The following is a 21,890-nucleotide window of genomic DNA, read 5'->3' on the forward strand; positions in this document are numbered from 1 at the left end:
GGTTATCTGTTATGTTGCCAGTTCAGCGCGGGTGTCAGTTATGAAAAATCATTTGACACTCTAGGGGGGGGATGTCATCCTAAATAGTGGTTGTATAAACCAACACGGCAGTGACAGCAATCTCAGCCGTACTCCTACAGATCCTCACCAATCCGTTCGGAGTTTTACATATGAATACAAAGCGAGGGTATTCCCGTCGCTCACACAGCGATGGTACCTCCCGTTCCGCGCGGCCTCGCCGGGTAAGATCTCGGTTTGTTGCAGCGTGTCTCGTGTCCTTGGCGACCTGCGCTCTTGTTGCGCCATCAATCGCTTATGCTTTTCAGCCAGCGCAGTTTGATACTGCTATTGGCGAGGGTGGAACTGCGGCTATCGCGCCAAGCGTGACGCACTCTGAAGCGAAAGATGCCAGCGGCAATGCGGTATCGCCAGTGCGTCAGCCCACCTGGGGAGATTACGTCGATTACACCTACACCTGGGAGTTCGCCAATCTCAACGAGCCGGGCAGTGCGCAAAAGCCAGTAGATCTTGTTATTAGCTTTCCGCAAGGTCTTGCTCCGACGACGGATGTTACCGAAGCTGATTTCACCCTTCCTGATGGATGGCAGATTACCAATCTTACGAAGCAGACAGCGCTCAATTACACTGCCTCAATCCAGGTACCATCTTCGGCCCACAATGGCACAGTTACCTTAGTTAAGCGCACAAAGATCCCAGCAAAGGGGGCCGCAGGCGCTCCGGCTGAAGGCGCTACGCTCTGGGCATCCTCAATGGCGCAAACCTCAGCGGCGCCTGATATTACGCTCATGCCAGGTAATTACTATTTCGTTCCAGACAGCGGTAATCCGTGTGTAGGTACTTTTACGTATCAGTGGAAGACGACTTCGGGCGCGTGGCTAGCCGATATTAAAATTGGCGACGCGGCTGGGCGCGGCAAGATCGTCCTCGATGATGCTGCCCCAACAGCAGGCACGGGGCCGAATTCGCTATCAGTAACGGACGCCCAGGGTCGCGATATTAGTGCTCAGGTTGTGGGCAATATGGCTTCCTGGAAATCGAATGACAATTCTGCGCCATTCCAGGGCAATCCCTACCAGGCCCAGTACCCCAATACGAAATGGAAGCAATCGGCTAACTGGCGGATTGATACCTCCACGTTTACCGGCGATACCTGGATTCCGGCGAATTCCACAGTGACGTTACGTAAGCACGGTCAGCATTTGAACTGTGTGGCTGGAATCGCAACGGATTGGCAGTCAGATCGCCCAGTGATTGCGGCGCTTGAGGTTACCCGCCCTATCCTTGATGTTCAGGAGACGGCTACTGATCCATTACAGTTGCCAGGTACGCCACCGGAAACCGGCGCGTGGTGCCAAAACGACCTGTATTACATTGATCGTTTTAATATGAATCCGCGTGACTGGGGAACAATTACGCTTACCGGCGACGATAAAGCGGTTGTCAAAGCTGTTGATACAACGAAAACCCCCAAGCAGGCCGGCAGCACAACGACGGTCGATGCCTTCTACACTTCGGTCGCTGCTTCAGATAAGTTCTATAAGAAACTCTATTTTGTTGGTAGCGCGACGAAGGGCGCGAACGCTGGTTTTACGGGGCTTATTGAATACGATATGCAGACCAAGAAATATCGTGCAGTAGCTTCGAGCCCAGAATTTAACCCGCGTTCCCAAAACACTCTCGCTATTGGTTTTGATAACCATGGAACGATTTGGGCTACCTACGGAACCCACGTTGGAACGGCTGATGCTATCCGGGCAAACAATGTTCAGGTCTACAAGATTGACATGACTAAGCCTAATCCTCGGTGGGAATTCTCCCACACTATCAAGGAGATGGGCATTGGCAACATGGAACCGCTTGATATTGCCTTTGATGCTTGGGATAACGCCTACGTCACCACCTCCTCGCCGACCTCCGATGGTCAAGGAAAGCTTGTGCGCTGGACCAAAGACGAATGGTATGGTGCGTCAGCTTCGCATGGTTCCATTGATGTTGGCAAAGGATTCCAACCGAAGAACTGGAATAAGTCCATGTATGCCGGGACGTGGAAAGGCGATTACGTCGTCATGCGTGACTACGAAAAAGTCGTCGCCTCGGTGAATATCTCGGGAGGTCAGAACTATCGTGGTCTAGCCTTTGGCCCCGACGGTAATCTCTACCTTGGTCAGCAAGGTAAACAGCTATGGCGCGTTGACCTCATTAACCATGACACTGGCGAGTTGCTGCCAGAAGATCAGCGCATCGTTCATCCGGTGACGATCACGCAACGCTCCACGATCCTGGCGCCGGTTCAATCAGGAAATGTTTATTCTGGTGACGATTTGGCTGGATGCCACTTCGGTAAGATCGCTGGCCAGCCCGACCAGCCGAAGTTCAAGTTACAAAAGTCAGTGATTGATCCAGCAACCGGCATTGTGGTTACCCCAGGGCGTCCGGCAATGAATCCGCTGTCGCTCAATGGCCCACAGCCTTTTACGGTTCGCTACGTCGTCACCGTCTCTAATATTGGGCAGGCTGCCGGTACTCCTGGTCAGATCACGGATTCCATCTCCATTCCTGATGGCTTCACGATTCGCGATGTCCTGGTAGATGGGAAATCACAGGGAACTTCCGGGCAGTTCACGATCACCCCAGGGCAGATTGCCGCCAGCGGGGTAGAAAAGCACGATATTGTGCTCAAACTCAGTGCCGATATTCCGTCAGTGAACTGGGAACAAGCCCAAACCTGTGGTGCGATGAACGGAACCTACGGGGGCGGCTTCTATAACCAGGTGGCAATGGATGGGGATTCTGATGGTCCGTCTAACAACTACGCCTGTGTGCCCACGCAACCCTCAGCGCATCTGGCTCTCAAGAAGTTTATTCGGCTGCCGGGTACTACCACGGACGTTGATCCCTCCTCGCCATTTGCCGCTGATTCAGCAGCCTTTACGCTGGGTGCTGGTCTAATTGGCGGCGGGGCACAAGTCACCGGAAGCTCTGCATACTCGGGAGAGCTTGCAGTGGATACGAACGTTCCCGCGGGCACGTATCAGCTCTTTGAGACTCCTAATGACGACGGGAAAATCACCGGCGCATACACGTGGGGAACAACCTGGAGCTGTACGGATCAAAATGGAGCTGCCGTCTCCGTCACCGATAACGGGCAGGTTGCGGTAAAGTCTGGGCAATCTGTCACCTGCGAGATCCGCAATCAGCCGCCGACGAAAGTCCACGTGGTTAAGACCCCAACCCAGAGTGTGGGAACTAATCCTCATATTGGCGATACGATCATTCCCGGCGAGAATGGCCGTTTCACTGCCAGCTACGACATCGCGATTACGAATACCTCCGGTTTTACCGTTGATACCGGCATGATTCGCGATCAATTTACAGTTCCTGCTGGTCTGGTATGGGATACGGAAACCTCCACTACTGCGACGTTACAGGTTGTTTCCTCACCCGATGGCGTCACTGTTGATTCACTCGCCACGGATCTAACTGAAGATAAACTCAAGGCTAAAGAGGGCGCTGCGCTGGCGGACATTAAAGGTCTGGCTAATGATGGGAACGTCGTCTTGCGATTGACGATTCCTCTCAAGCTGGATAATTCCAGCGATAGCCAGAACAACGCACAGTCGCATGCTCAGCAGCTTGGACGCTGTGAAAACCTTGAGACTTCTGGGCAAAAGCACACCTCGAAAGCAAGCGGTATCGCCAATAGCGTGGATCTGGATAATGAAGATCTGAAGTACAGTGCAATTCCGATTGCCGACAATATCGCTTGTATTCCGGTGCGTGTGCCGCCGCCGTTTACCCCTGAGTTGCCTTCTCTGCCTTTGACGGGTGGCGGAAGTGCTCGCGATCTCTTCATCCTCACTGGTATGGCTCTTGCTGTGCTTGGCGGTGTCACCCTGATTTCCACGTCAGGTCTCCGTCGGGTGGTACTGCGTACCAATGGGAGAAACGGAAATCGCTAATCTACCTTACCTGCGTTGCCGAGCGCTATCTCACCACGAAATACGGGCACGGCACGCCTCCATAGCAGCCGAACAGGAGAGGTTGCTGAAACACACAGATGTTGGCCCCTCGGTCAACACCAAAAAGAAAGGATAATCCATGGCTCTTACATGGATGAAGCGGGCTAAGACGGTCGCTCTGGCGGGCGTCTTGACCCTCGGCCTCGGTGGCGGTACTGCCCTTGCCATCTCTGCCGGAGATTTAGGTCCGGGCAATATTGATTACACTCGCACCGGCTCGATTACTATTTTCAAGCACGAGAACCAAAGCTCTGCGTCTCCCGTTGTTGGTGACCCAACCAAGGAAGAGGATCCGATTACTTCTGCTCCGGTTGCTGGAGTAGGTTTTGCGGCTTTCCCCTTCTCAAATCTGCCACTTGCTAACGACGATAACGCCAATGCGAATTGGGGTAAGCTGAGCGCTTTGAAAGAAGCGGATATTGCTAATGCATGTTCGACAGTCAACGCAGACGGCACGGGATCGCCGACTCTTTCGGGCTTCACTTTCGATAAGGGTTTGACCTTCGATCCAACCGATACTGCTGGCAAGACGAAGCTCAGTAATCTCGCCGTCGGCGCCTACCTCGTGTGTGAGTACAAAGCTCCGGAAACGGTGAATAAGAAGGCTGCGCCTATTCTCGTGACGATTCCATATCCGGATACGGAGCGCGAAGGTGCAACCAAGCAGTGGATCTACGACGTGACTGTATTCCCGAAGAACACGGTTTCCAAGCTCTCCAAGAGCATTGAACAGCAGACCGAGCACGGTTTAGGCCAAGGATCTGAGGTTCACTTCCCAGTGACGGCAACGATTCCTGCTATCCCGGCAAATGAACAGTTCCAATACTTCGTGGTTGAAGATCCGATGGATAGCCGTTTCGACCTGAGCACTGTTGATGTTGCGTCTGTGACCCTCAATGGTACTGCGTTAGACAAGGCCGACTACACCGTTACTAAGGACGGAACAAAGGTTACCCTGAGCTTGACGCAGGCTGGTTTGACCAAGATTAAGGCTGCTGCAGGGCAAGATCTCGTGGTGACGTTCAAGGGCGTCCTCGCGTACATTGGCGACGGTAACATCAAGAACAAGGCGAATCTCTACTTTGATTCCAAGCCGGGCGACACCCCGCCGACCACCCCGCCGCCGCCGACCACCCCGCCGATTCCTTCTAACGAAGTTGAAGATCACTGGGGTAATTTCCGCCTCTACAAGCACGACGGCAATGAACCTTCCAAAGCCCTGGATGGTGCTCAGTTCGAGATCTATGACGCAAAGGATCCGTATCCAGCAGATGGTCAGTGCAAGGCTGAGCGCGCCGAGGATGCAAAGCCAATTGAGGTTAAGAACGGCTATGGATCGCGCACTGTCTTCGTGACCAATAGCGATGGTATTGTCGAGATCGATGGTCTGTTCGTCTCCGACTCGATCAACCCCACGGTTAACGCCACGAGCCGATGCTACGTCCTCGTTGAGACGCAGGCCCCTGACGGCTACATCGGCTTGAAGGACGATATGGCTGTCAAGGTTACTGCTGGTCTGACTGCTGAGGATGCGTTCGACGTACAGGTTGCCAACGAGAAGCCGGTTATCCCAGGCTTGCCGCTGACGGGTTCGCAGGCTCGCGTCATCATGGAGATCGCCGGTGTCATGCTGATCCTCGGTGGTGTGGCGATTTACGCTGCTCGTCGTATGCGTACGAATAAGGCGTAACACATTGTTATGACTGTCAGGTATGCAGATATGACCTGCATTATCTGAGGTCCTGACGAGGTGGCGAGGAGTCTGCACTCTTCGCCACCTCGTTTCATTGATTCTGCGGCTATTGGAGGGCAATGTGAGATTGCGCATCAGAGGCTACCGACCAGCACATCGCACTGATTTGCGGATACGTGCGGAAAATGTTGAGAGTGTCGAGACGGCAAAGAGGCACGATAAGCGCGGATTGCTGCGTCGAAATCAGCAGGTTCGGCGTCAGTGGCATTGGCCGTGGAGTACGTTTATTGCTGTCCTCCTGGTGGTTTTGGGGGTCGGCTCGATGGTGTATCCGAGTGCTGCGAGTTGGGTCGATCAATACAATCAGTCGCATATCATTTCCGGATACGAAAATGAGGTGCAAGCAGCCAAACCAGCAGCCAGTGAGCAGTTGGCGCTGGCGCGGCGGTACAACACATCTTTAACGTTCGGGGCAGAGCTTGAGGCACATCATAGGCTTCCCAGTGGAACCGGAACGAGTAATGACAATCAGCTCAACTATAACGATTTACTGGTGACGTCTCCGTCGGGAATGATGGCACGTCTACAGATTCCATCTATTGATTTGGATTTGCCGGTTTATCATGGCACCTCGGATGACACTCTCCTCAAAGGCTTGGGGCATTTGGAGGGGACGTCATTGCCGGTGGGCGGGGCGGATACTCATGCGGTTATTACTGGGCATCGTGGTTTAGCCTCGGCAACGATGTTTACGAACCTAGATAAAGTTGAGGTTGGCGACGATATTCGGATTGAAATTTTTGGGGAGATCCTGACGTATCAGGTACGCACTATTGAGGTTGTAGAACCGGAGGAGCAGGAGAAACTGCGGATTGTGCCTGGTAAAGATTTACTTACTTTAGTGACGTGTACGCCGCTGGGAATCAATACGCATCGTATTTTGGTGACGGCTGAGCGGATCCCCACTCCGGAGGCTGATGCAGTGACGGGCGAAAAGCCGCAGGTGCCGCGCTTTCCGTGGTGGATCGTTATTTATGTGGTGACTTTAGTTGCTGGTGGGATCATTATATGGCGTGCTGGATATAGCACCCCGACGCGGCCGAAGAAAGCTCGATAGCTCTTGATTATCAGATCTATATGCGGCCTTCCATATTCCTGTATTTATTTGAGAAATAAACATAAAGTCCGCATGTTGATATGCTGGTGATAATACCGAATTTTAGGATTCAGTGCGATATCCTGCAGCGATAATGTAAGTAATCGCAGTGAGAAAAGTTTCAATATAGAGATTTATTAAATTTATAGACCCATAAAAAGAGTTGTGGTAGCCTTCGCTTACCGCGGTTGTAATGTGAAGAATATTACATTAGGAGTAGTTGTGGGTCGTAAAAATATTGGAAAAATGGTCCTGACGGGAGTCCTTGCTTGCGGTGCGATCCTGACTACGGGGTTACCTGCACTGGCAGGAGGCATGAGTTCCACTACTCATGGCTGCTATGCACAGTGGTACAACACCTATAGTAAGGGTATGTGTGAGCTGGCGAGTACTAATGGTCGTGTGCAGCTTTGGGCAGATCAGGGATTCCAAACTGATTATTCAGGACCTTTTGTTCGCGTAGTTGCAAATCGCTATTATCGTCCGTTTGACGATAATGAAGCTCGTTTTACTGTTCGTACTGCAGAAGTGAATTGGCGAGATAACTAAAATAAGTTGGTTTTGGGTAACCCTGCGTTACCCAAAACTCGCCTGTAATTGTGAGAGGGGCTGGCCATGCAACGCTCTATATCTTCTGCGGCACATGATGAAATCCTTGGTGTCAAAGATGTCTCGTTTTCCTACGGTAAGAAGCGAGTTTTAGATAATGTTTCTTTGAGCTGCGGGCGCGGTATCTACGGGATACTCGGGCCAAATGGTGCAGGTAAAACGACGCTACTGCGGATCTTATCGACGGAGCTTGCAGCCGATAGTGGCGAACTGAGGATTCTTGGTCGATCCGTCGTCAGCTATAAAGACGCTTTAGCGGTGCGCCCACATATCGGCTATCTTCCCCAGCGTGTTGATGGCGTGGATACGTTAACTGTTCGTGAGTTAGTCTCCTATGTGGCCCACCTTCGTAAAATAAGCCCATCTCAGCAAAAATCTGACGTGATGGACGCGATCGAGATTGTCGGGCTAACAGATCGCGCCGATTCTAAAGTTAAACAACTCTCCGGTGGAATGCGGCAACGTGCAGGATTGGCATGTGCTTTAGTCGGTCGCCCGCAGTTACTTATTTTAGATGAGCCAACCGTCGGTCTGGATCCGGCTCAACGCTGGGATTTTAAGCGAATTCTACGAGAATATAGTGACGCGAGTATCCTGCTGAGCACACATATTGTTGAAGATGTTGCGGCAGTGGCTGAGGAAGTCATCGTCATCGATCAGGGCACGGTCAGATTCATTGGTTCAACAACGGATCTCGCTAGCCGTGGCGGTGATGCGCGCTATGGTGATACGGCTTTGGAGCGCGGATACTTGGCCCTGATTGATTCGGCAGCGGGGCAGCGCGATGCGTAAGATCTGCCAAAAATCTGTGACCTGGGTCGTGCTGGTCACGGTTATTTTAGAGGTTGTTATCCTGGCGATTCGCGACGCGGAATCGTGGGTTGGAATTTGGCCGAGAATGGCGGTTATCTGCCAGATTCCTCTCGTGTATATCGGGCCTATTTGGGCAGTATTCGCCGCTTTTTATGCGGTGCGAACGCAGGAAAATTCTTTCTTTGCCGTCAGTGCGGCGCTGCGTCCCTGGCGAATGCATATTGTGCGTATCGTGCGATGTTTTTGCTATTCCGTCGTGCCGTATCTGGTTGGCTGGATGTACATCCTAGCCGTGAGCTGGAATCGCTTTGGTACGGGTGGAATCTGGTGGTCGTATGTGCTGCTTGCCCTGCTGGAGCTTCTTGGAAGCGTGACGATTGGCTACGGATGTGGCATTTGGATCGGTGGATGGTTTGCTCAGGCAATCGCATTCTTCCTGAGTTACTTGTGGCTGACGGTGTCATGGGATTTTTCCGGAGCGATCGTCAATCAGACGTATGGCTATCCTGATACGGACGTCAACCGTTATAAAATTGCTGCTCTTGCGCTCTTTGTTGCCGTTGTGCTGCTCAGTGCGTGCCTGACGGCTTATGTGAAAGTCTTGGTAGCGTGCAGGTGGAAAAGTTTTTCACTGCTTGTGGTCGGCGCCAGTGGATGTGTACTTGCGATCATCGCGGCAACATTCGGCGTATGGCTGCCAGGAGATTATCTGACGCTGCGCACCGATCCACAGGCTATGCAATGCTCACATACACATCCACAAATATGCGTATGGCAAGAAAATAGCCAAAAAATGCCGGAGCTTTTATCCTACAGTGCGCAGCTTGCCACGCTTAAACAGGAATTCGGGTTCGCAATTCCCGACGTGATAAGCGAGCAAGGTTTGCCAACCGCCACCGGCGAGGCGCTTATCTTTTCGATTCGCGGTGGAACGATGTGGTTCACTACGCATGAGTGGGCATTCGGCATTGTGGATGCGTCATTCACGAATCGTTGCCCGGCAAGCTCGGAGCAAGCCTTCGCCGAACAGACGCAGGCATATCACGAACTGGTGAGTTGGATGGATTTTCGCATGCATGGCGGTCAGCCGTCACCTGTTCACGGAGGGCATCCAGACGTTGATCCGCAGGCAATGCGCCGCATGTCATTAGCTCCGCTAACTGAGCAACACCAATGGGTGAGCCAACATCTGGCAAAATTAGGTGATGCGAATGGCTGCCAGTAGCGTCAACAATTTTCTGCTGTTGTGGTGGAAAGCCCGCCGTATGAATCGAGCATGTGCGGTGGTTGCGGCGGTGGCAGTTATTGCAATCATTTTCTCGGGATCTAGCGTCGTTGTGCCTATTGTGGGCGGTCTAGGGAGTGTCCCGTTTCGCTCGTTTTCCCTGATTGTAGTGGTCGCAATTTTGGCGCGAGCAATTTTTGCTCGAACCTCTTTTGATCCGCAAGATAGCGGGCTGCTTCGCCGGATAACGATAGCGGCGGCGACGTTGGCTGTGGTGCTCGGTAGTGCAATGGCGGCTGTTGTCGAGATTATTATGCGCTTGCCTTACGCGCCAGCCTGGGCAGCTATTTTCGCTCTTTTCTTCTTTATAACAGCGCTATCGCTACGATGGATACCCGCCGATAAAGTGTGGGTCGTCGGGCCGGTCAGTTATTTTGTTGTGCTTTTCGTGGTGCTATCTCTGGTGGAGCTCTCCGGTGATGCGCATACCTTTGATAACTACAATATTTTCCTTGCGACGAGTTGGAATTGGACGGTCATTGCGGTTATCACGGTGAGTGTGATTGGTACTCCGCTTGCCGTGGCGTGGCGATATACCGCGCGGCGCAATCGCTAAAAACATTTAGTTGTTAAAACTGTGCCGGTGCTGGCTATCGGGTAATCGGGAGATTAATTGGCTTATTGCACGGTAATAAACGGCTACTGTATGGGCAGATGTCAGTTGCGGGTGCGGGTCCATTAGTTAGCGGTATGTGTGCCTGGTGCTAGAAAGCGGGCGTGATCTTCTAGTAAAGAGAGGTGTGGGGCTTACCTGCCTAGCTGCTGATCGTAGATCGCCCTCAGGTCAGCGAGTACCCCTTGCTCAGTTAAGGCAATAGGGGCGGCGGGTACTTTGCCGGTGCCGTGGCGCTGGCAGCTTGTTGCGTGGGGTGTTGGAGGGAAGATGCTGGTCAGATAGCTGCCGTATCTGGCGCTAAAAAATGTCTTGACACGATCTGTGGCAGGTGCTAAGTTCGTCAAGAACGAGGATTGTAACTCTATGGCAGAGGCAAGACCTGAGCACGCTTCGCGTGTCTCGGGTCTTTTTTTGTGCCTAAAGACGGGCACAAAGAATCTGGGCTATAACCCGATAGTCCAGGAATCTCGGCGGCAATGTTGCAAACCTATGCACCACAAGAATAGGAAAACGAATGTCCGTTACTTCGAACACTGATTGCGCTGGAGCAATCATTCGTGCCGTCGGCTCGGCAAGCAACATTAAGAGCCTGACGCACTGTGCAACTCGACTACGCTTCGAACTAGTTGACTCCGCTAAAGTTGACCAAGCGGCACTCGATGCCATCCCTGAGGTATTAGGAGGAGTCCCGCAAAGCGGTAACCGCTACCAGGTTATTATCGGTGGCGCGGTCCAAAGCGTCTTTAATCAGATCACCAACCATCCGGATTATCGGGGAGCGGGCGCGCTGTCAGACGCTGATATTAAAGCGCAAGCTCGTGCCAAAGCTAAGGGCAAGTTCCACGCAGTGGACGCCTTCTTCGAGTACCTGTCGGATTCTTTCCGTCCGATCCTGGGTGTTCTGCTCGGCGCCTCCTTGATTATTGCGTTCGCAGCCGTCATGGACGCCTTGGGCTACGTCGATTTCCGTTCTCCGGATAAGGCAGCAAGCTGGGTATTCGTCGATGCGATGTGGCGCAGCGTGTTCTACTTCCTGCCGATCATGATCGCCTACAACGCCGCAAAGAAACTCAATATTGATCCGTGGGTGGGCGGCGCTGCTATGGCAGCATTGATGACCCCCGAGTTCATGAAGCTCTCAGACGCCAAGCAGTTCACCGAGCTAGTGTGCTCGAAGAATGCCGTCCTGGGTACGGATGCGTGTACTGCTAAGATCTTTGGTCTGCCTATGCAGCTCAATGATTACGGCGGCAACGTGTTCGTGCCACTTATCATGGTGGCTATTTTGGCGGTGTTCTACAAGCTATTGAAGAAGATTTTCCCGTCGAACGTCCAGATGGTGTTCGTCCCCTTCTTCTCCTTGCTTATCATCATTCCGTTGACCGCTTTCCTCATTGGCCCGCTCGGTATCTGGCTCGGAAACGGCCTGGGCGCTGGCTTGGCCTGGATGAATACGCACGCTCCATTCGTTTTTGCGATCTTCATCCCGATGCTTTACCCGTTCCTCGTGCCACTGGGTCTGCACTGGCCACTGAACGCACTCATGCTCATCAACATCGATACCCTCGGTTACGACTTCATCCAAGGCCCGATGGGCGCCTGGAACTTCGCCTGCTTCGGCGCAACTGCTGGTGTTCTCTTCTTGTCGATCCGCGATAAAGACGTCACCATGCGCCAGACGGCAATCGGCGCTCTAGCTGCCGGCCTCTTCGGCGGTATCTCCGAGCCATCCCTCTACGGTATCCACCTGCGGTTCAAGCGTATCTACCCGCGTATGCTGGTCGGCTGCTTCGCTGGCGGTCTGACGATTGCACTGCTCAGCTTGCCTTACCACGGGGTAAAGACGAACGCCTTTGTGTTCACCTCCTTGCTAACCATTCCGGTATTTAAGCCGATGTGGGTGTACGGCGTCTCTATTGCGGTGGCCTTCTTCACCGCAATGGCTCTGATCGTCATTTCTGGTTACCGCGATAAAGAAGAAGCGGCAGCGGCTGCCAACGGTGCAGGTAGCGTTCCTCCGGCTTCCCAGGGCGCTCAGAGTACCGTCAGTACTGTGCCAAGCAAAGCAAATGATGGTTCGCCAGATGCCGAGCCGACGAATGTGGTTCTTGCTCCGGTTAGCGGGGATGTGATTCCGGTTAGCGATGTCGCCGATCCGGTCTTTTCGACCAAGGTATTAGGTGACGGAGTGGGAATTACCCCCACTGGCTCCCAAATCCTTGCCCCGATTTCTGGTTCCCTAGTCTCCGTCACTGGAACAGGTCACGCCTTCGGTTTGAAATCCGATGACGGTATCGAGGTGCTCGTCCACGTCGGTATCGACACCGTTAAACTCAACGGAAAAGGTTTCGAGATCTTGGTAACGCAAGGCAATCGCATCGTGGCCGGTGAGCCGTTGTGTAACGTTGATTTCGGGCTGATCGCCGCAGAAGGCTTCGACACCACAACGATCGTCACGGTTACGAACAGCGCTTCGCTGACGAGCGTGACGCCGTTACCGGCAACAAATGTCGCTGTCGGCGCTCCAGTTATCGACATCCAGCGCTAAACTTGCGAACAGATAACAAAAACGAGCCTGGATAAAGCGAATGAAGATCCTCCGAGTTTTCAACAACAATGTTGTTTTGGCCAGCGATGAGCAAGGCCAAGACGTCATTGCGACGGGTCGCGGTCTGGGATTCCAGGCCCGACCGGGGGATCTCGTCGATGAGACGAAACTGTTCCGGGTTTTCATTCCGATGGACGGCAGAGACTCTGACCACATGGCCCAGCTATTGTCAGATATCTCTGCCGACCATCTCTACATTATTGGCAATGCGCTCAAAGAAATTTGCGCTAGTGAGCGCATGCAGGCCAGCCCGACGTTAGTCGTGGCACTCGCCGACCACTTACAGTTCGCGCTAAAGCGGATCGAAACCGAGATGGTGGTGGAATACCCGCTGGAAGCTGAGGTTCGTCACCTCTATTCGCGCGAATACGCACAGGCTCGGCATCTGCTGGAGATCTTTAACCGTCATCTTCCCACGCCCCTTCCCGATAGTGAAGCGGTAGCAATTTCCTTACATCTCGTTAATGCGGGCTTTTCGAGTGGGGATTTATCGCAGACCTATCAGATGACCGGAGTTATCCAGCAGATGCTGTCTGTGGTGGAGGCGACCTGGGGAATGAGTTTTGATCCCAGTTCCGTCCACGTTGCGCGTTTCATTACTCATTTGCGCTATTTATTTGTGCGTATCACCCAACACCGGCAACTCGTCAGTGATCATTCGATATTGGCGCAAACCATTCAGGAAACCTACCCGCAGGCCTTCCAATGTGCACAACACCTTGGTGCGATTATGGAACTGCGGTTAGGGGCTGCGCTGACGGATGATGAATTGTCCTATTTAACCTTGCACGTTGCCCGATTGGCCTTTGATAAATAATTCCAGTTATTAAAAATGACGTTACCGCGACCCTGGTAGTGAAGCTGCCGGTTGTGGCGACCGCTGGGCTAGCAGGTGGGAGGATAAGCCGGCGTAGGCGGCGGATATACAAACCTGCACCGCAGTATAAATAAAGCGGTGCGGTGTGCCGGATAATGTCTGCCGGCACACCGCACCTGGTGCATTAACAGATAGTGCGATGCTGCTCTATGCCACGCTCACCATAGAACGCAGTAGCTCCGTCCGGTTGATCACGCCAACAAGTCGATCACCATCAGTAACCGGCACCTTCTTGACGTGGCGATCCGAGAGGGTTTCACACACCGTCTGCAAAGGCGCATCCTTATCGAGGGAGATAACCCGACGGAAAGCCAGATCCATAATCGGGATTTCCTTTAGCTCCGCGACTCGATCACTCATTGCCTTACCTTGTGCCCACAGTGCAAATACGTAGGCCATATTGATCTTGTCTTGAGATTCGCTGGAGAGTGCTCGCAGGATTGCCCCGTCGGTAACAAAGCCGACGAGTGCGCCGTTATCGTCAAGCACGGGCAGACCCGAAGTGCGATGTGAGACCATGAGCGCCAAAACATCATAGGCCGTTGCCGACGCCGGAGCGTAGAACACGTCAGTTTCCATTACTGACGCTGCCGTGGAATAGGGAGCAAGACCAATAGATGTAGAAAGCTCATCAGAAGCGCTTGGCTGTGCAGAAATTGAGGCAGAGCCACTATTGCCCTCAGGCGAAATATGCACGACGTGCGAGGGGTGCTGTGTGTGAGAGGCTTGAGCGCCCCGAGATTCGGTACGAGCCAAGGCGAAGGTCAGCAGCAAGCCGACGAAAGTTAATGCGCAGGCCACCATACACGCAACGCGGAAACCATTCGCAGCAGCTACGGCAGCCGAACTGCTTGCCGCAGAACGCTGAGCCGCCATAGAAAAGACGCCCATAAACAACGACGAACCGAAACAGCCAGCCAACTGGAAACTCGTGCCGACGATTGTGGTGCCATGCGGATACTGGTGGGTATCCAAGCGAGATAAGGCAAAGGACTGCGAAGGCCCAAGCACTAACGCGCATCCGGCAATAGTGGGCGCATACAGTGCAATGAGCATTGCTGAAGTCGTCGATGCGCTGCTACGCGATAAGCCAAAGACGCACGCCACGATGACGATCATCCCCAGTGGGACCATGATACGCAGCCCATGCTTATCGAAGATCTTGCCCGCCACCGGAGCAAGCAGACACGAAACCAGGCAGGCGGGCAGCAAGGTCAGGGCGGCCTTCAACGGGCTAAAACCGAGAGCAGATTGCATAAAGACCGGCAGGATCATATTCATCGAGAACACCGTCATCAGTGCAATAACAACGACGAGAAGCCCCAAGTTGAATCCAGTAATACGGAACGGCGACAGGTGCAACAGCGGGTGAGCACAGGTGCGTTGCCGCAAGATAAAGGCTGCCAAGATGATGATTCCAAGGAGGAAAATAATTCCGCCGGTCAGAGCCTGACCAGAGAACAGGATGGACGCCCCGTACATCGTTCCAATAAGTCCAAGGGAGGCCAAAACCGTGGAGATCACATCCAGCGTGGGATTGCTCAACTCAGCAATATCCGTCACGGCAACCATGCTCAGGGCAATGACCAAACAGATCATGATGGCAAAAGCTACGAACAGACCATGCCAGGAGGTGAACTCCAAAATACCGCCAGCGGCAATTGGGCCAAAAGCTGGGCCGAGGGTCGTCATCGCTGAGACGATCCCCATGTACGTGCCGAGTTTTTGTGGCGGCGCAACCGCGAGAGTGAGATTCATGCCCAGCGGCACAATCATGCCAGTGCCAGCCGCCTGAATAACCCGTCCGAGAATGAGGATCGGATAGCTCGGAGTAAAAATCCCGATCACTGAACCGGCAAGCAGTAGCCCGAGAGAGGTGAGCATGAGCCGACGGGTGGGGTATTTGCGGTACAAAAATCCGGTTAACGGCACAGCCACGGCGGCCACCAGCATGTATGCGGTCGTCACCCATTGAACCGTCGCCTCGTTGATCGAAAACTCGCGCATAATCGGAGTTAGCGCAACATTGAGGAAGGTTTCATTAAAGGTGGCCAGGAAGCTGGAGGTGGCAACGGCTGCCAGGATAAGTCCAGGATGCGCGGTGCGTGGACGGTGCTGCGTGTGCGAAGCCGCATGGGTCATATAGCGTAGTTCTCCTTGTTACAAAGAAATAACGCCGCAGGTAACTACGACGTTAACGCGCAAAAAATGCGCGCGTGGCACAACGTAGCATTTTTGTTTTGCGCTTCGTAAGTCAGCTATATGCCCTAAAGAAAAGCAGTTTTTCCGCTAAAAGACGCGGAATTTTCGGGATGAGGGCAAGGTAGAAAATGTGTTCTTCTTCATTTTCTATGGGGGTTGGGAGTTCGGAGTTCGGAGTTCTTTGAGGCGCCGGGAATTGCTCGTAGGCGAGAGCTATTTTGAACGACGGCAAACTACTCGTGCCGCCAGCGAACATCGCGATATTTGTAGTAATTTGCAAATAATGCAAGGTGACTTTCAAACCGAGAACTGCATATCGTCAAGTACAGCGGTTCTTCACGCGAAATGCTGACTATTCTCTAATTATTCCAGTAGCACCCGCATTTACCAGCGAACATCGCGATCAAATCCCGCTAAGGCCGCCAAAGAATCTGGATTGTGGATAAGCTCGTGAGCAGTCTCCGGGCTGACGGTAAAATCACGAACTCCCCGCGCCGCTAAATCCCCAACAATATCGGCATTACGCAAACTAGCTGCTAACACACGTGTACTACTGCCACTTAAAATATCTGCCATCTTGCCGATCGTTACAACAGGGTCACGCCCCATATCGCTGAGCCGCCCGGCATACGGCGCAATTCCCCAGCAGCCAAGTTCACAGGCAATAACTGCCTGCGCCGGATGATAGACCGCCGTCAGAAGAATAGGAGCGGGAAACTCCTCAGCAGTTAACGCCGCGATTGTCTCATAGCCAATCGGCGCAGCCGGAATTTTAACAATGACGTTCGAGCCTAGCTGTGCAATATTGCGGGCATGCTGGCTCATCTCCAAGGCGCTACTCCCAACAGCTTGGAACATGATGATCTCTATATGCAGCTCATTCAACGCGGCATAGAGATCAGGGATTTCCCGCAGGTTGCGCCCCGCCCGAGCAAAGATGGTCGGATTCGTCGTCACACCGCGAAAAATCCCGCTCCGTTGTAAAGCAGTAATGGCCGCTATATCGGCGCTATCAATGAACAACATGGCTCACTCCAATCCCTGCAGCATTGCAACAACACGGGGGTACTGGCGCCCGACGACAACGCAGTGAACCCCAGCCTGCTCTAGAGAACGTAACTGTGCCAGACCGATTCCACCATCAACACAGATCTCTTTCCCGTGGCATAACCCCTGCTGGCGCGCTCGCTCAATCTGCTGATACACCGCCGGGCAGAAGCGTTCGCCAGCCACTCCGGGCACGACGGACATGAACAACAGTTTATCTGCCGCCTCGCAGTAGCTCGCCACGATAGCGAGATTCTCCGTGTCGAGAAGATCCGTCAGTTGCACAGCAATTCCCCACCGCGCATGCTCAAGCTCGGGAAGCGAGGCATGTGCCAGCAAATGCGGATGAACAATAATGCGGTCAACTCCCATATCGTCTAACTGGCAGGCGATACGGGCACTCTCATGGGTCATGACGTGGACTTCAAGAAAACCGGCAAACTGATTACGGATTTGCCGAACCTCAGTGATTGGCCAAGAACGCGCCGGAACGGCATGCCCATCCATAAGATCCAGATGGAGATGGCTGACCCCCAGTGCGGCATATTCCGCCAGAACCTCCCCCAGCGGGTCAGCTATACGGGCATAAAGCGAAGGCCAAATCTCCAGCTTCGCGTCTCCCTCTGGCTCCGGCTCGTCATCTCTGCGTGCCTCGTCGGTTATGCGTACGCCGATAGCCCCCGCCAGCTCGCCACCGTCTGCTGGTTTCTCACAGAAATCTGACATAGCAACAGCCGGTATGCGATGAGCCACCGGCATTGAAGAAACCCGTGGCTGAAACTGAGACGGCTGCGCATTAACCGGCATGGGATTAACCGGCATGGGATTAACCGGCATGGGATTAACCGGCATGGGATTAACCGGCATGGGAAGCACCCTCGGAACAAAAAGCGGCCGATAGCTCACAGGCGTGAAGATATGAAGAAAAGGCCTCAGGCCAGGGGAGCGCTCGCGGGTGAGTTCGCGTTTTCTCCTCAGGGGCATACTGACGGCACATCTGCGTCATGGATGTGCCATGCAGTACCGCCATAGCTTGCAGCGCCGCACCGCGCGCAGTTGCTTCGGGCACGTCAACGCTCGCAACCGTGCGTTGCAGATGATCGGCAAGGAGCTGGCGATAAGCAGCAGATCGGGCACCACCACCGACGGCCAATACGCGCCCATCCGTGGCAATACCGTGATTATTCATATTTCGTACCCCGCGCAATAGCCCAAAAATAACTCCCTCGAAAGCGGAACACGCCAGCTCGGCGCGGCCGGTATCGGAGGAAATTCCGGCTAATAAACCGCGTGCATTCGGGTATTGCGGAGAGCGTTCACCGCCAAAATATGCAGCCATCACCGGGCGTGGAGCGCTAATATCAGCCGCCAGTGCATATTGGCCAAGCTCGTCAACATCAACACCAAACAGTTGCGCTATATGGTCAGTAATAAGGGTGCAATTTAAGGTGCAGACGAGCGGTTGCCAGGTACCAGTTACGCTTGCAACACCATCTATCATGCCGGAGGGGTCAATAATCGGAGTATCGCTGATCGTAAAGACGACACCTGAGGTCCCTAAACTAAAGCACAGATCTCCAGGGGTTAAGCCGATTCCGGCGGCAGCTAAATGTTGATCTCCGCCGCCGGGAGCGAGGCGAACCCCGCGGCTCAAACCCAGCTCAGCGGCGGCATCGTCACTGACCGTCACGGAAATATTCTCGACAGAACGTATCTCAGGTAAAGTAACACGCTCAGCGATTTGCTTGGCCCACTGATCGGCTATTTCCTCAGTATTGTGGCTGGCCAGATGGTTTTCATCTGGTGGCAGGCAGGTGCGCACATCTTCGCGTTCAAGGTTGATACGTAATCCGGCACGCAAACACTGCGCGATGACCTCGCGGCGATATTCGTTGGCCCGTGAATCGAAATAGCCAGTGCCTGATGCTTCGGAACGATCAGTAAAAAATTCTCCGCTGAGTCGGAAGTTCAGATAATCATGGGGCAGTAATATACGGGCAAGACGGTGGCAGGTATCGGGCTCATGAGCTGCTAAATAGGCGAGTTTGGCGACAGTAAATGCGGCCGTGGGGACGCTCCCGCAGATATTCGCCCAATAATCCGAGCCATATTCGCGAACAAGCTGTTGAATATATGGAGCGCCGGTCGTATCGTTCCAGAGCTTTGCCGGGCGAATAACCTCCTCGTGCGAATCGAGCGCGACAAGCCCGTGGCATTGCCCGCCCACCGCGATAGCGCTGATAGCGCGGGTATCAATACCATCAGCGCGCAGCCTGCTCAAACATTGGCTCAGGGCTGCCCACCACGAATGGGGATCTTGTTCTGAGCAAGGCGGAACGGCCCGTGCCAAGGGGATACGCGCCGATCCGACCACAGTAAAATCCTCGCTGCGTCGGGCTTCCACCGTAACCGATTGGGTGGAAGCATCCACCCCCAGCACCAGCGAACCTGGATTGCTCATGATTTAGCTCAGCTCCTTGCGTAGCTCATCGGCCCGTTTTCCCACCCCGCCAGCCGGATGCATATCAATAGAATCGCAGATATTCCACCCGCGTTCGGCCATGACCGCCCGCGCCACGCAATCTCCCCACAGGCTCGCAGTCAACGTCGATCCCATCCCAAGAACATTGCCCGGATCTGCCTGATCGGCAGTGTGAAGAGTGACGACAATATCGGCAACCTGCCCGAGGGAGGAATGAGTATTTTCAGTTACAGCCACAACCGTCACCCCCTTATGTTGCGCAGCCTGGCACAGTCGGACGAGTTCATCAGATTCCCCGCTCTTAGAAAACATGATGAGTAAATCCGTGGCTTGTAAGGCCCCCATCGTGCCATGCAGGGCGTCCATAGAGTGCATAAATAAGGCAGGTGAGCCGGATACGGATAACAGATGGGCCATGCGTCGGGCCACAAAAGATGAAGTGCCGGCGCCTGTGATAATAACTTTTCCGGCTAGGGCGATAATCCGACGGGCGATAGCAACAGTCGTATCGGTTAGCTGGTTAGCGACATCGCATAGAGATGCTGCTTCAATACGGGCAGCTTGCTGGGCAATCGCTAATAGTTCGTGGTCTTCCATAAGGATCGCGACCTTTCTTAATGGGTGGATGAGGCCAAGGGTGTGGGGGTTTCCGTCCACGACAACTCTCGGAGCGTGGCCTGCGTCATCGTGGAGGTGGGAACTGGGCCGTGAATGACTTTTCCACCAGCAAAGACGCAGACGGAATCGGATACCTCTAAGATCTCTTCTTCTTCGCTGGAGACGACAACGACGGCGAGCCCTTCTTGGTGGGCGAGTCGGCGCAAGAGGTGGTATATCTCGCCTTTGACGCCAATATCGACGCCTTTGGTGGGTTCGTCAAGCAATAAAATTCGAGGATTTTGCATGAGGGCGCGAGCCAGCAGCACTTTTTGCTGGTTGCCACCTGATAGGGAAACGATGGGCTGACGGGCATCGCCGCGTAATCCGAGTTCATTCAAGCGCTGCGAGGTGGCGTTACGCATTCGGCGGGTGTGTAGATAGAAATTAGTGGTGAACTGATTGAGCACAGGAAGTGCCGTGTTCTGGTAGGAATTCATTTGCGGCACAACACCGTCGTATTTTCGTTCTTCGGTGACGAAAGCTATGCCGTAGCGCATTGCATGCCGCGGGGTGCGTGGGCGGTAAGGCTGCCCAAAGACGCGGAATTCTCCGCCAGTGATTTTATCCAGACCAGCGATTGCCCGTAGGGTTTCTGAACGCCCCGAGCCGGAAAGCCCGTAGATGCCCAGGATTTCTCCGGCGCGAATATCTAGGTCAACTCCGTTCAGTGCTGGCGAAGTCACATGAGAAATCGCCATGGCTTGTTCTAAGGTGTCGCGCTGTGTGGGTGTGATCGTCCTGAGGTGTGTGCCGCTGCGAGATTGGGCATTTTCGCTGCCAGGTTCGGCGCTGCCGGCATGGGATGTAGCTATCGTGGTGTGGGATGTTGCTGCTTTGGTTTGAGATTCTGCCCCACTGCCATCACCGCCGGGTGCGCTCGCATTAGCGCGGGATTCGGCTTCACTAAGCGGATCTGTGGCATGATGGTCGGCCTGGGCATAAGCATGCCCGGCAATGGCGGCAACGACTTGGCGGCGATCAACGGTGGCTGCTGGGGCATCAATGACGACTTGCCCGTTCGTCAGGGCAACGATACGGTCAGCTACCCCGTATAACTCATCAAGTTTGTGGTTGACGATGAGAACCCCAATATTCTTATCGGTGGCCAGGTTTCGCACGTAGGAAAGTAAGTGGCTGACCTGCTCACCTTCTAGGGAGGTGGTTGGTTCATCCAGCAGCAGGTAGCGAGTTTGGCGTGAGGCAGCTATCGCGATTTCTAAGAGCTGGCGGGTCGCCATCGGGTAACTGGAGACTTTCCGGTCAACGTCAAGATCTAAGCCGAATTCTTGGATAATATCGCGTGCTTGTGCGCTCATGCGCCGCTTATCCAGGCCGCGTAGGGAGCTAATTTCTCGACCAAGAAAGACGTTTTGCGTCACGCTGAGATTACCCAGTAGGGAAAGCTCTTGATAGACGGTGGACACTCCGTGGTGGAGGGCGTGGGCTGGGCTAGTGAAAGTGACCTCTTTGCCGTCAACGATCAAATGTCCCCCAGAGTGTTTGTGAGCGCCGGAGAAGATCTTGAGCAAGGTGGATTTTCCAGCGCCGTTGTGCCCAACTAATCCAAGGATCTCCCCGGGAGCTAGCGAGAGGCTCACCCCCATGAGAACGCGCACTCCGGAGTAATCTTTCGTGATGTCGATGGCTCTCAGTCCACGGGTGCTCATGGGGGTCACCTTTCTGTTATCTCTTGCGGTGTATCGGGTTCCGTAATGGGTATCTGGCATGTGGTGGCACGATCGAGGCTGTTGAAGGAGTGTTCCTCGCAGTGCCACCAACGAGCCGAGATATGTTGCCGTTGC

At 53.8% G+C, this 21,890-nt stretch carries 15 protein-coding genes; 9 read left to right on the forward strand and 6 right to left on the reverse strand.

Translation table 11 applies throughout. The features are described 5' to 3' along the window. The first annotated feature begins 272 nt into the window (after window positions 1–272). From ACLHIJ_RS01205 to ACLHIJ_RS01245, 9 genes are all read left to right on the forward strand, one after another. The gene (locus ACLHIJ_RS01205) at window positions 273–3,980 is read left to right on the forward strand and encodes a hypothetical protein (protein ID WP_411298304.1); all 3,708 of its coding nucleotides are present in this window, start codon (window positions 273–275) and stop codon (window positions 3,978–3,980) included. A 139-nt stretch (window positions 3,981–4,119) separates the two neighbouring features. After that, window positions 4,120–5,730: a SpaH/EbpB family LPXTG-anchored major pilin gene (locus tag ACLHIJ_RS01210; protein WP_411298305.1), complete on the forward strand. Its 1,611-nt coding sequence runs from the start codon at window positions 4,120–4,122 to the stop codon at window positions 5,728–5,730. A 124-nt stretch (window positions 5,731–5,854) separates the two neighbouring features. Next, entirely contained in the window at window positions 5,855–6,850 is a 996-nt protein-coding gene (locus tag ACLHIJ_RS01215) for a class C sortase (RefSeq protein WP_411298306.1), read from the forward strand. Window positions 6,851–7,111: 261 nt separating this feature from the next. Continuing rightward, window positions 7,112–7,438, forward strand: a complete 327-nt coding sequence (locus tag ACLHIJ_RS01220; protein WP_411298307.1) for a hypothetical protein — start codon at window positions 7,112–7,114, stop codon at window positions 7,436–7,438. Between the two features lie 66 nt (window positions 7,439–7,504). Continuing rightward, window positions 7,505–8,290: an ABC transporter ATP-binding protein gene (locus ACLHIJ_RS01225; RefSeq protein WP_411295962.1), complete on the forward strand. Its 786-nt coding sequence runs from the start codon at window positions 7,505–7,507 to the stop codon at window positions 8,288–8,290. Between the two features lie 16 nt (window positions 8,291–8,306). Next, on the forward strand, window positions 8,307–9,536 hold the full coding sequence (locus tag ACLHIJ_RS01230; protein ID WP_411298308.1) for a hypothetical protein: 1,230 nt from the start codon (window positions 8,307–8,309) through the stop codon (window positions 9,534–9,536). Further along, window positions 9,523–10,152 (forward strand): hypothetical protein, encoded by a 630-nt coding sequence (locus tag ACLHIJ_RS01235; protein WP_411298309.1) that lies wholly within the window; start codon window positions 9,523–9,525, stop codon window positions 10,150–10,152. Before ACLHIJ_RS01230 ends, ACLHIJ_RS01235 begins: the two co-directional genes overlap by 14 nt. Window positions 10,153–10,726: 574 nt before the next feature. Next, window positions 10,727–12,760 (forward strand): glucose PTS transporter subunit IIA, encoded by a 2,034-nt coding sequence (locus tag ACLHIJ_RS01240; RefSeq protein ID WP_411298310.1) that lies wholly within the window; start codon window positions 10,727–10,729, stop codon window positions 12,758–12,760. A gap of 40 nt (window positions 12,761–12,800) precedes the next feature. Then, the gene (locus ACLHIJ_RS01245; protein WP_411295958.1) at window positions 12,801–13,637 is read left to right on the forward strand and encodes a PRD domain-containing protein; all 837 of its coding nucleotides are present in this window, start codon (window positions 12,801–12,803) and stop codon (window positions 13,635–13,637) included. Window positions 13,638–13,844: 207 nt separating this feature from the next. On the opposite strand, the gene ACLHIJ_RS01250 is transcribed toward ACLHIJ_RS01245, so the two are convergent. From ACLHIJ_RS01250 to ACLHIJ_RS01275, 6 genes are all read right to left on the reverse strand, one after another. Continuing rightward, complete coding sequence (locus ACLHIJ_RS01250; RefSeq protein ID WP_411298311.1) at window positions 13,845–15,839, reverse strand: MFS transporter; 1,995 nt, start codon at window positions 15,837–15,839, stop codon at window positions 13,845–13,847. A 444-nt stretch (window positions 15,840–16,283) separates the two neighbouring features. Beyond that, window positions 16,284–16,925: a transaldolase family protein gene (locus ACLHIJ_RS01255; RefSeq protein ID WP_411295956.1), complete on the reverse strand. Its 642-nt coding sequence runs from the start codon at window positions 16,923–16,925 to the stop codon at window positions 16,284–16,286. 3 nt (window positions 16,926–16,928) lie between these two features. Beyond that, window positions 16,929–17,852 carry a hypothetical protein gene (locus ACLHIJ_RS01260; protein ID WP_411298312.1) on the reverse strand — a complete coding sequence of 308 codons (924 nt, stop codon included), beginning with the start codon at window positions 17,850–17,852 and terminating at the stop codon, window positions 16,929–16,931. Then, the gene (locus ACLHIJ_RS01265) at window positions 17,803–19,407 is read right to left on the reverse strand and encodes a xylulokinase (protein WP_411298313.1); all 1,605 of its coding nucleotides are present in this window, start codon (window positions 19,405–19,407) and stop codon (window positions 17,803–17,805) included. Before ACLHIJ_RS01265 ends, ACLHIJ_RS01260 begins: the two co-directional genes overlap by 50 nt. Window positions 19,408–19,410: 3 nt before the next feature. Next, the gene (locus tag ACLHIJ_RS01270; protein WP_411298314.1) at window positions 19,411–20,025 is read right to left on the reverse strand and encodes an SIS domain-containing protein; all 615 of its coding nucleotides are present in this window, start codon (window positions 20,023–20,025) and stop codon (window positions 19,411–19,413) included. Window positions 20,026–20,042: 17 nt separating this feature from the next. Further along, on the reverse strand, window positions 20,043–21,755 hold the full coding sequence (locus tag ACLHIJ_RS01275; RefSeq protein ID WP_411295952.1) for a sugar ABC transporter ATP-binding protein: 1,713 nt from the start codon (window positions 21,753–21,755) through the stop codon (window positions 20,043–20,045). Between the last annotated feature and the right edge of the window lie 135 nt (window positions 21,756–21,890).

The sequence above is a fragment of the Trueperella sp. LYQ141 genome (assembly GCF_046599555.1).
GTDB lineage: Bacteria > Actinomycetota > Actinomycetes > Actinomycetales > Actinomycetaceae > Trueperella.

Bases quoted from the DNA above. Each gene is read 5' to 3' on its own strand.
- ACLHIJ_RS01255 (WP_411295956.1), bottom strand. From the start codon at position 16,925: ATGTTGTTCATTGATAGCGCCGATATAGCGGCCATTACTGCTTTACAA.
- ACLHIJ_RS01275 (WP_411295952.1), bottom strand. From the start codon at position 21,755: ATGAGCACCCGTGGACTGAGAGCCATCGACATCACGAAAGATTACTCC.
- ACLHIJ_RS01225 (WP_411295962.1), top strand. From the start codon at position 7,505: ATGCAACGCTCTATATCTTCTGCGGCACATGATGAAATCCTTGGTGTC.
- ACLHIJ_RS01250 (WP_411298311.1), bottom strand. From the start codon at position 15,839: ATGACCCATGCGGCTTCGCACACGCAGCACCGTCCACGCACCGCGCAT.
- ACLHIJ_RS01265 (WP_411298313.1), bottom strand. From the start codon at position 19,407: ATGAGCAATCCAGGTTCGCTGGTGCTGGGGGTGGATGCTTCCACCCAA.
- ACLHIJ_RS01235 (WP_411298309.1), top strand. From the start codon at position 9,523: ATGGCTGCCAGTAGCGTCAACAATTTTCTGCTGTTGTGGTGGAAAGCC.
- ACLHIJ_RS01270 (WP_411298314.1), bottom strand. From the start codon at position 20,025: ATGGAAGACCACGAACTATTAGCGATTGCCCAGCAAGCTGCCCGTATT.
- ACLHIJ_RS01240 (WP_411298310.1), top strand. From the start codon at position 10,727: ATGTCCGTTACTTCGAACACTGATTGCGCTGGAGCAATCATTCGTGCC.
- ACLHIJ_RS01210 (WP_411298305.1), top strand. From the start codon at position 4,120: ATGGCTCTTACATGGATGAAGCGGGCTAAGACGGTCGCTCTGGCGGGC.
- ACLHIJ_RS01245 (WP_411295958.1), top strand. From the start codon at position 12,801: ATGAAGATCCTCCGAGTTTTCAACAACAATGTTGTTTTGGCCAGCGAT.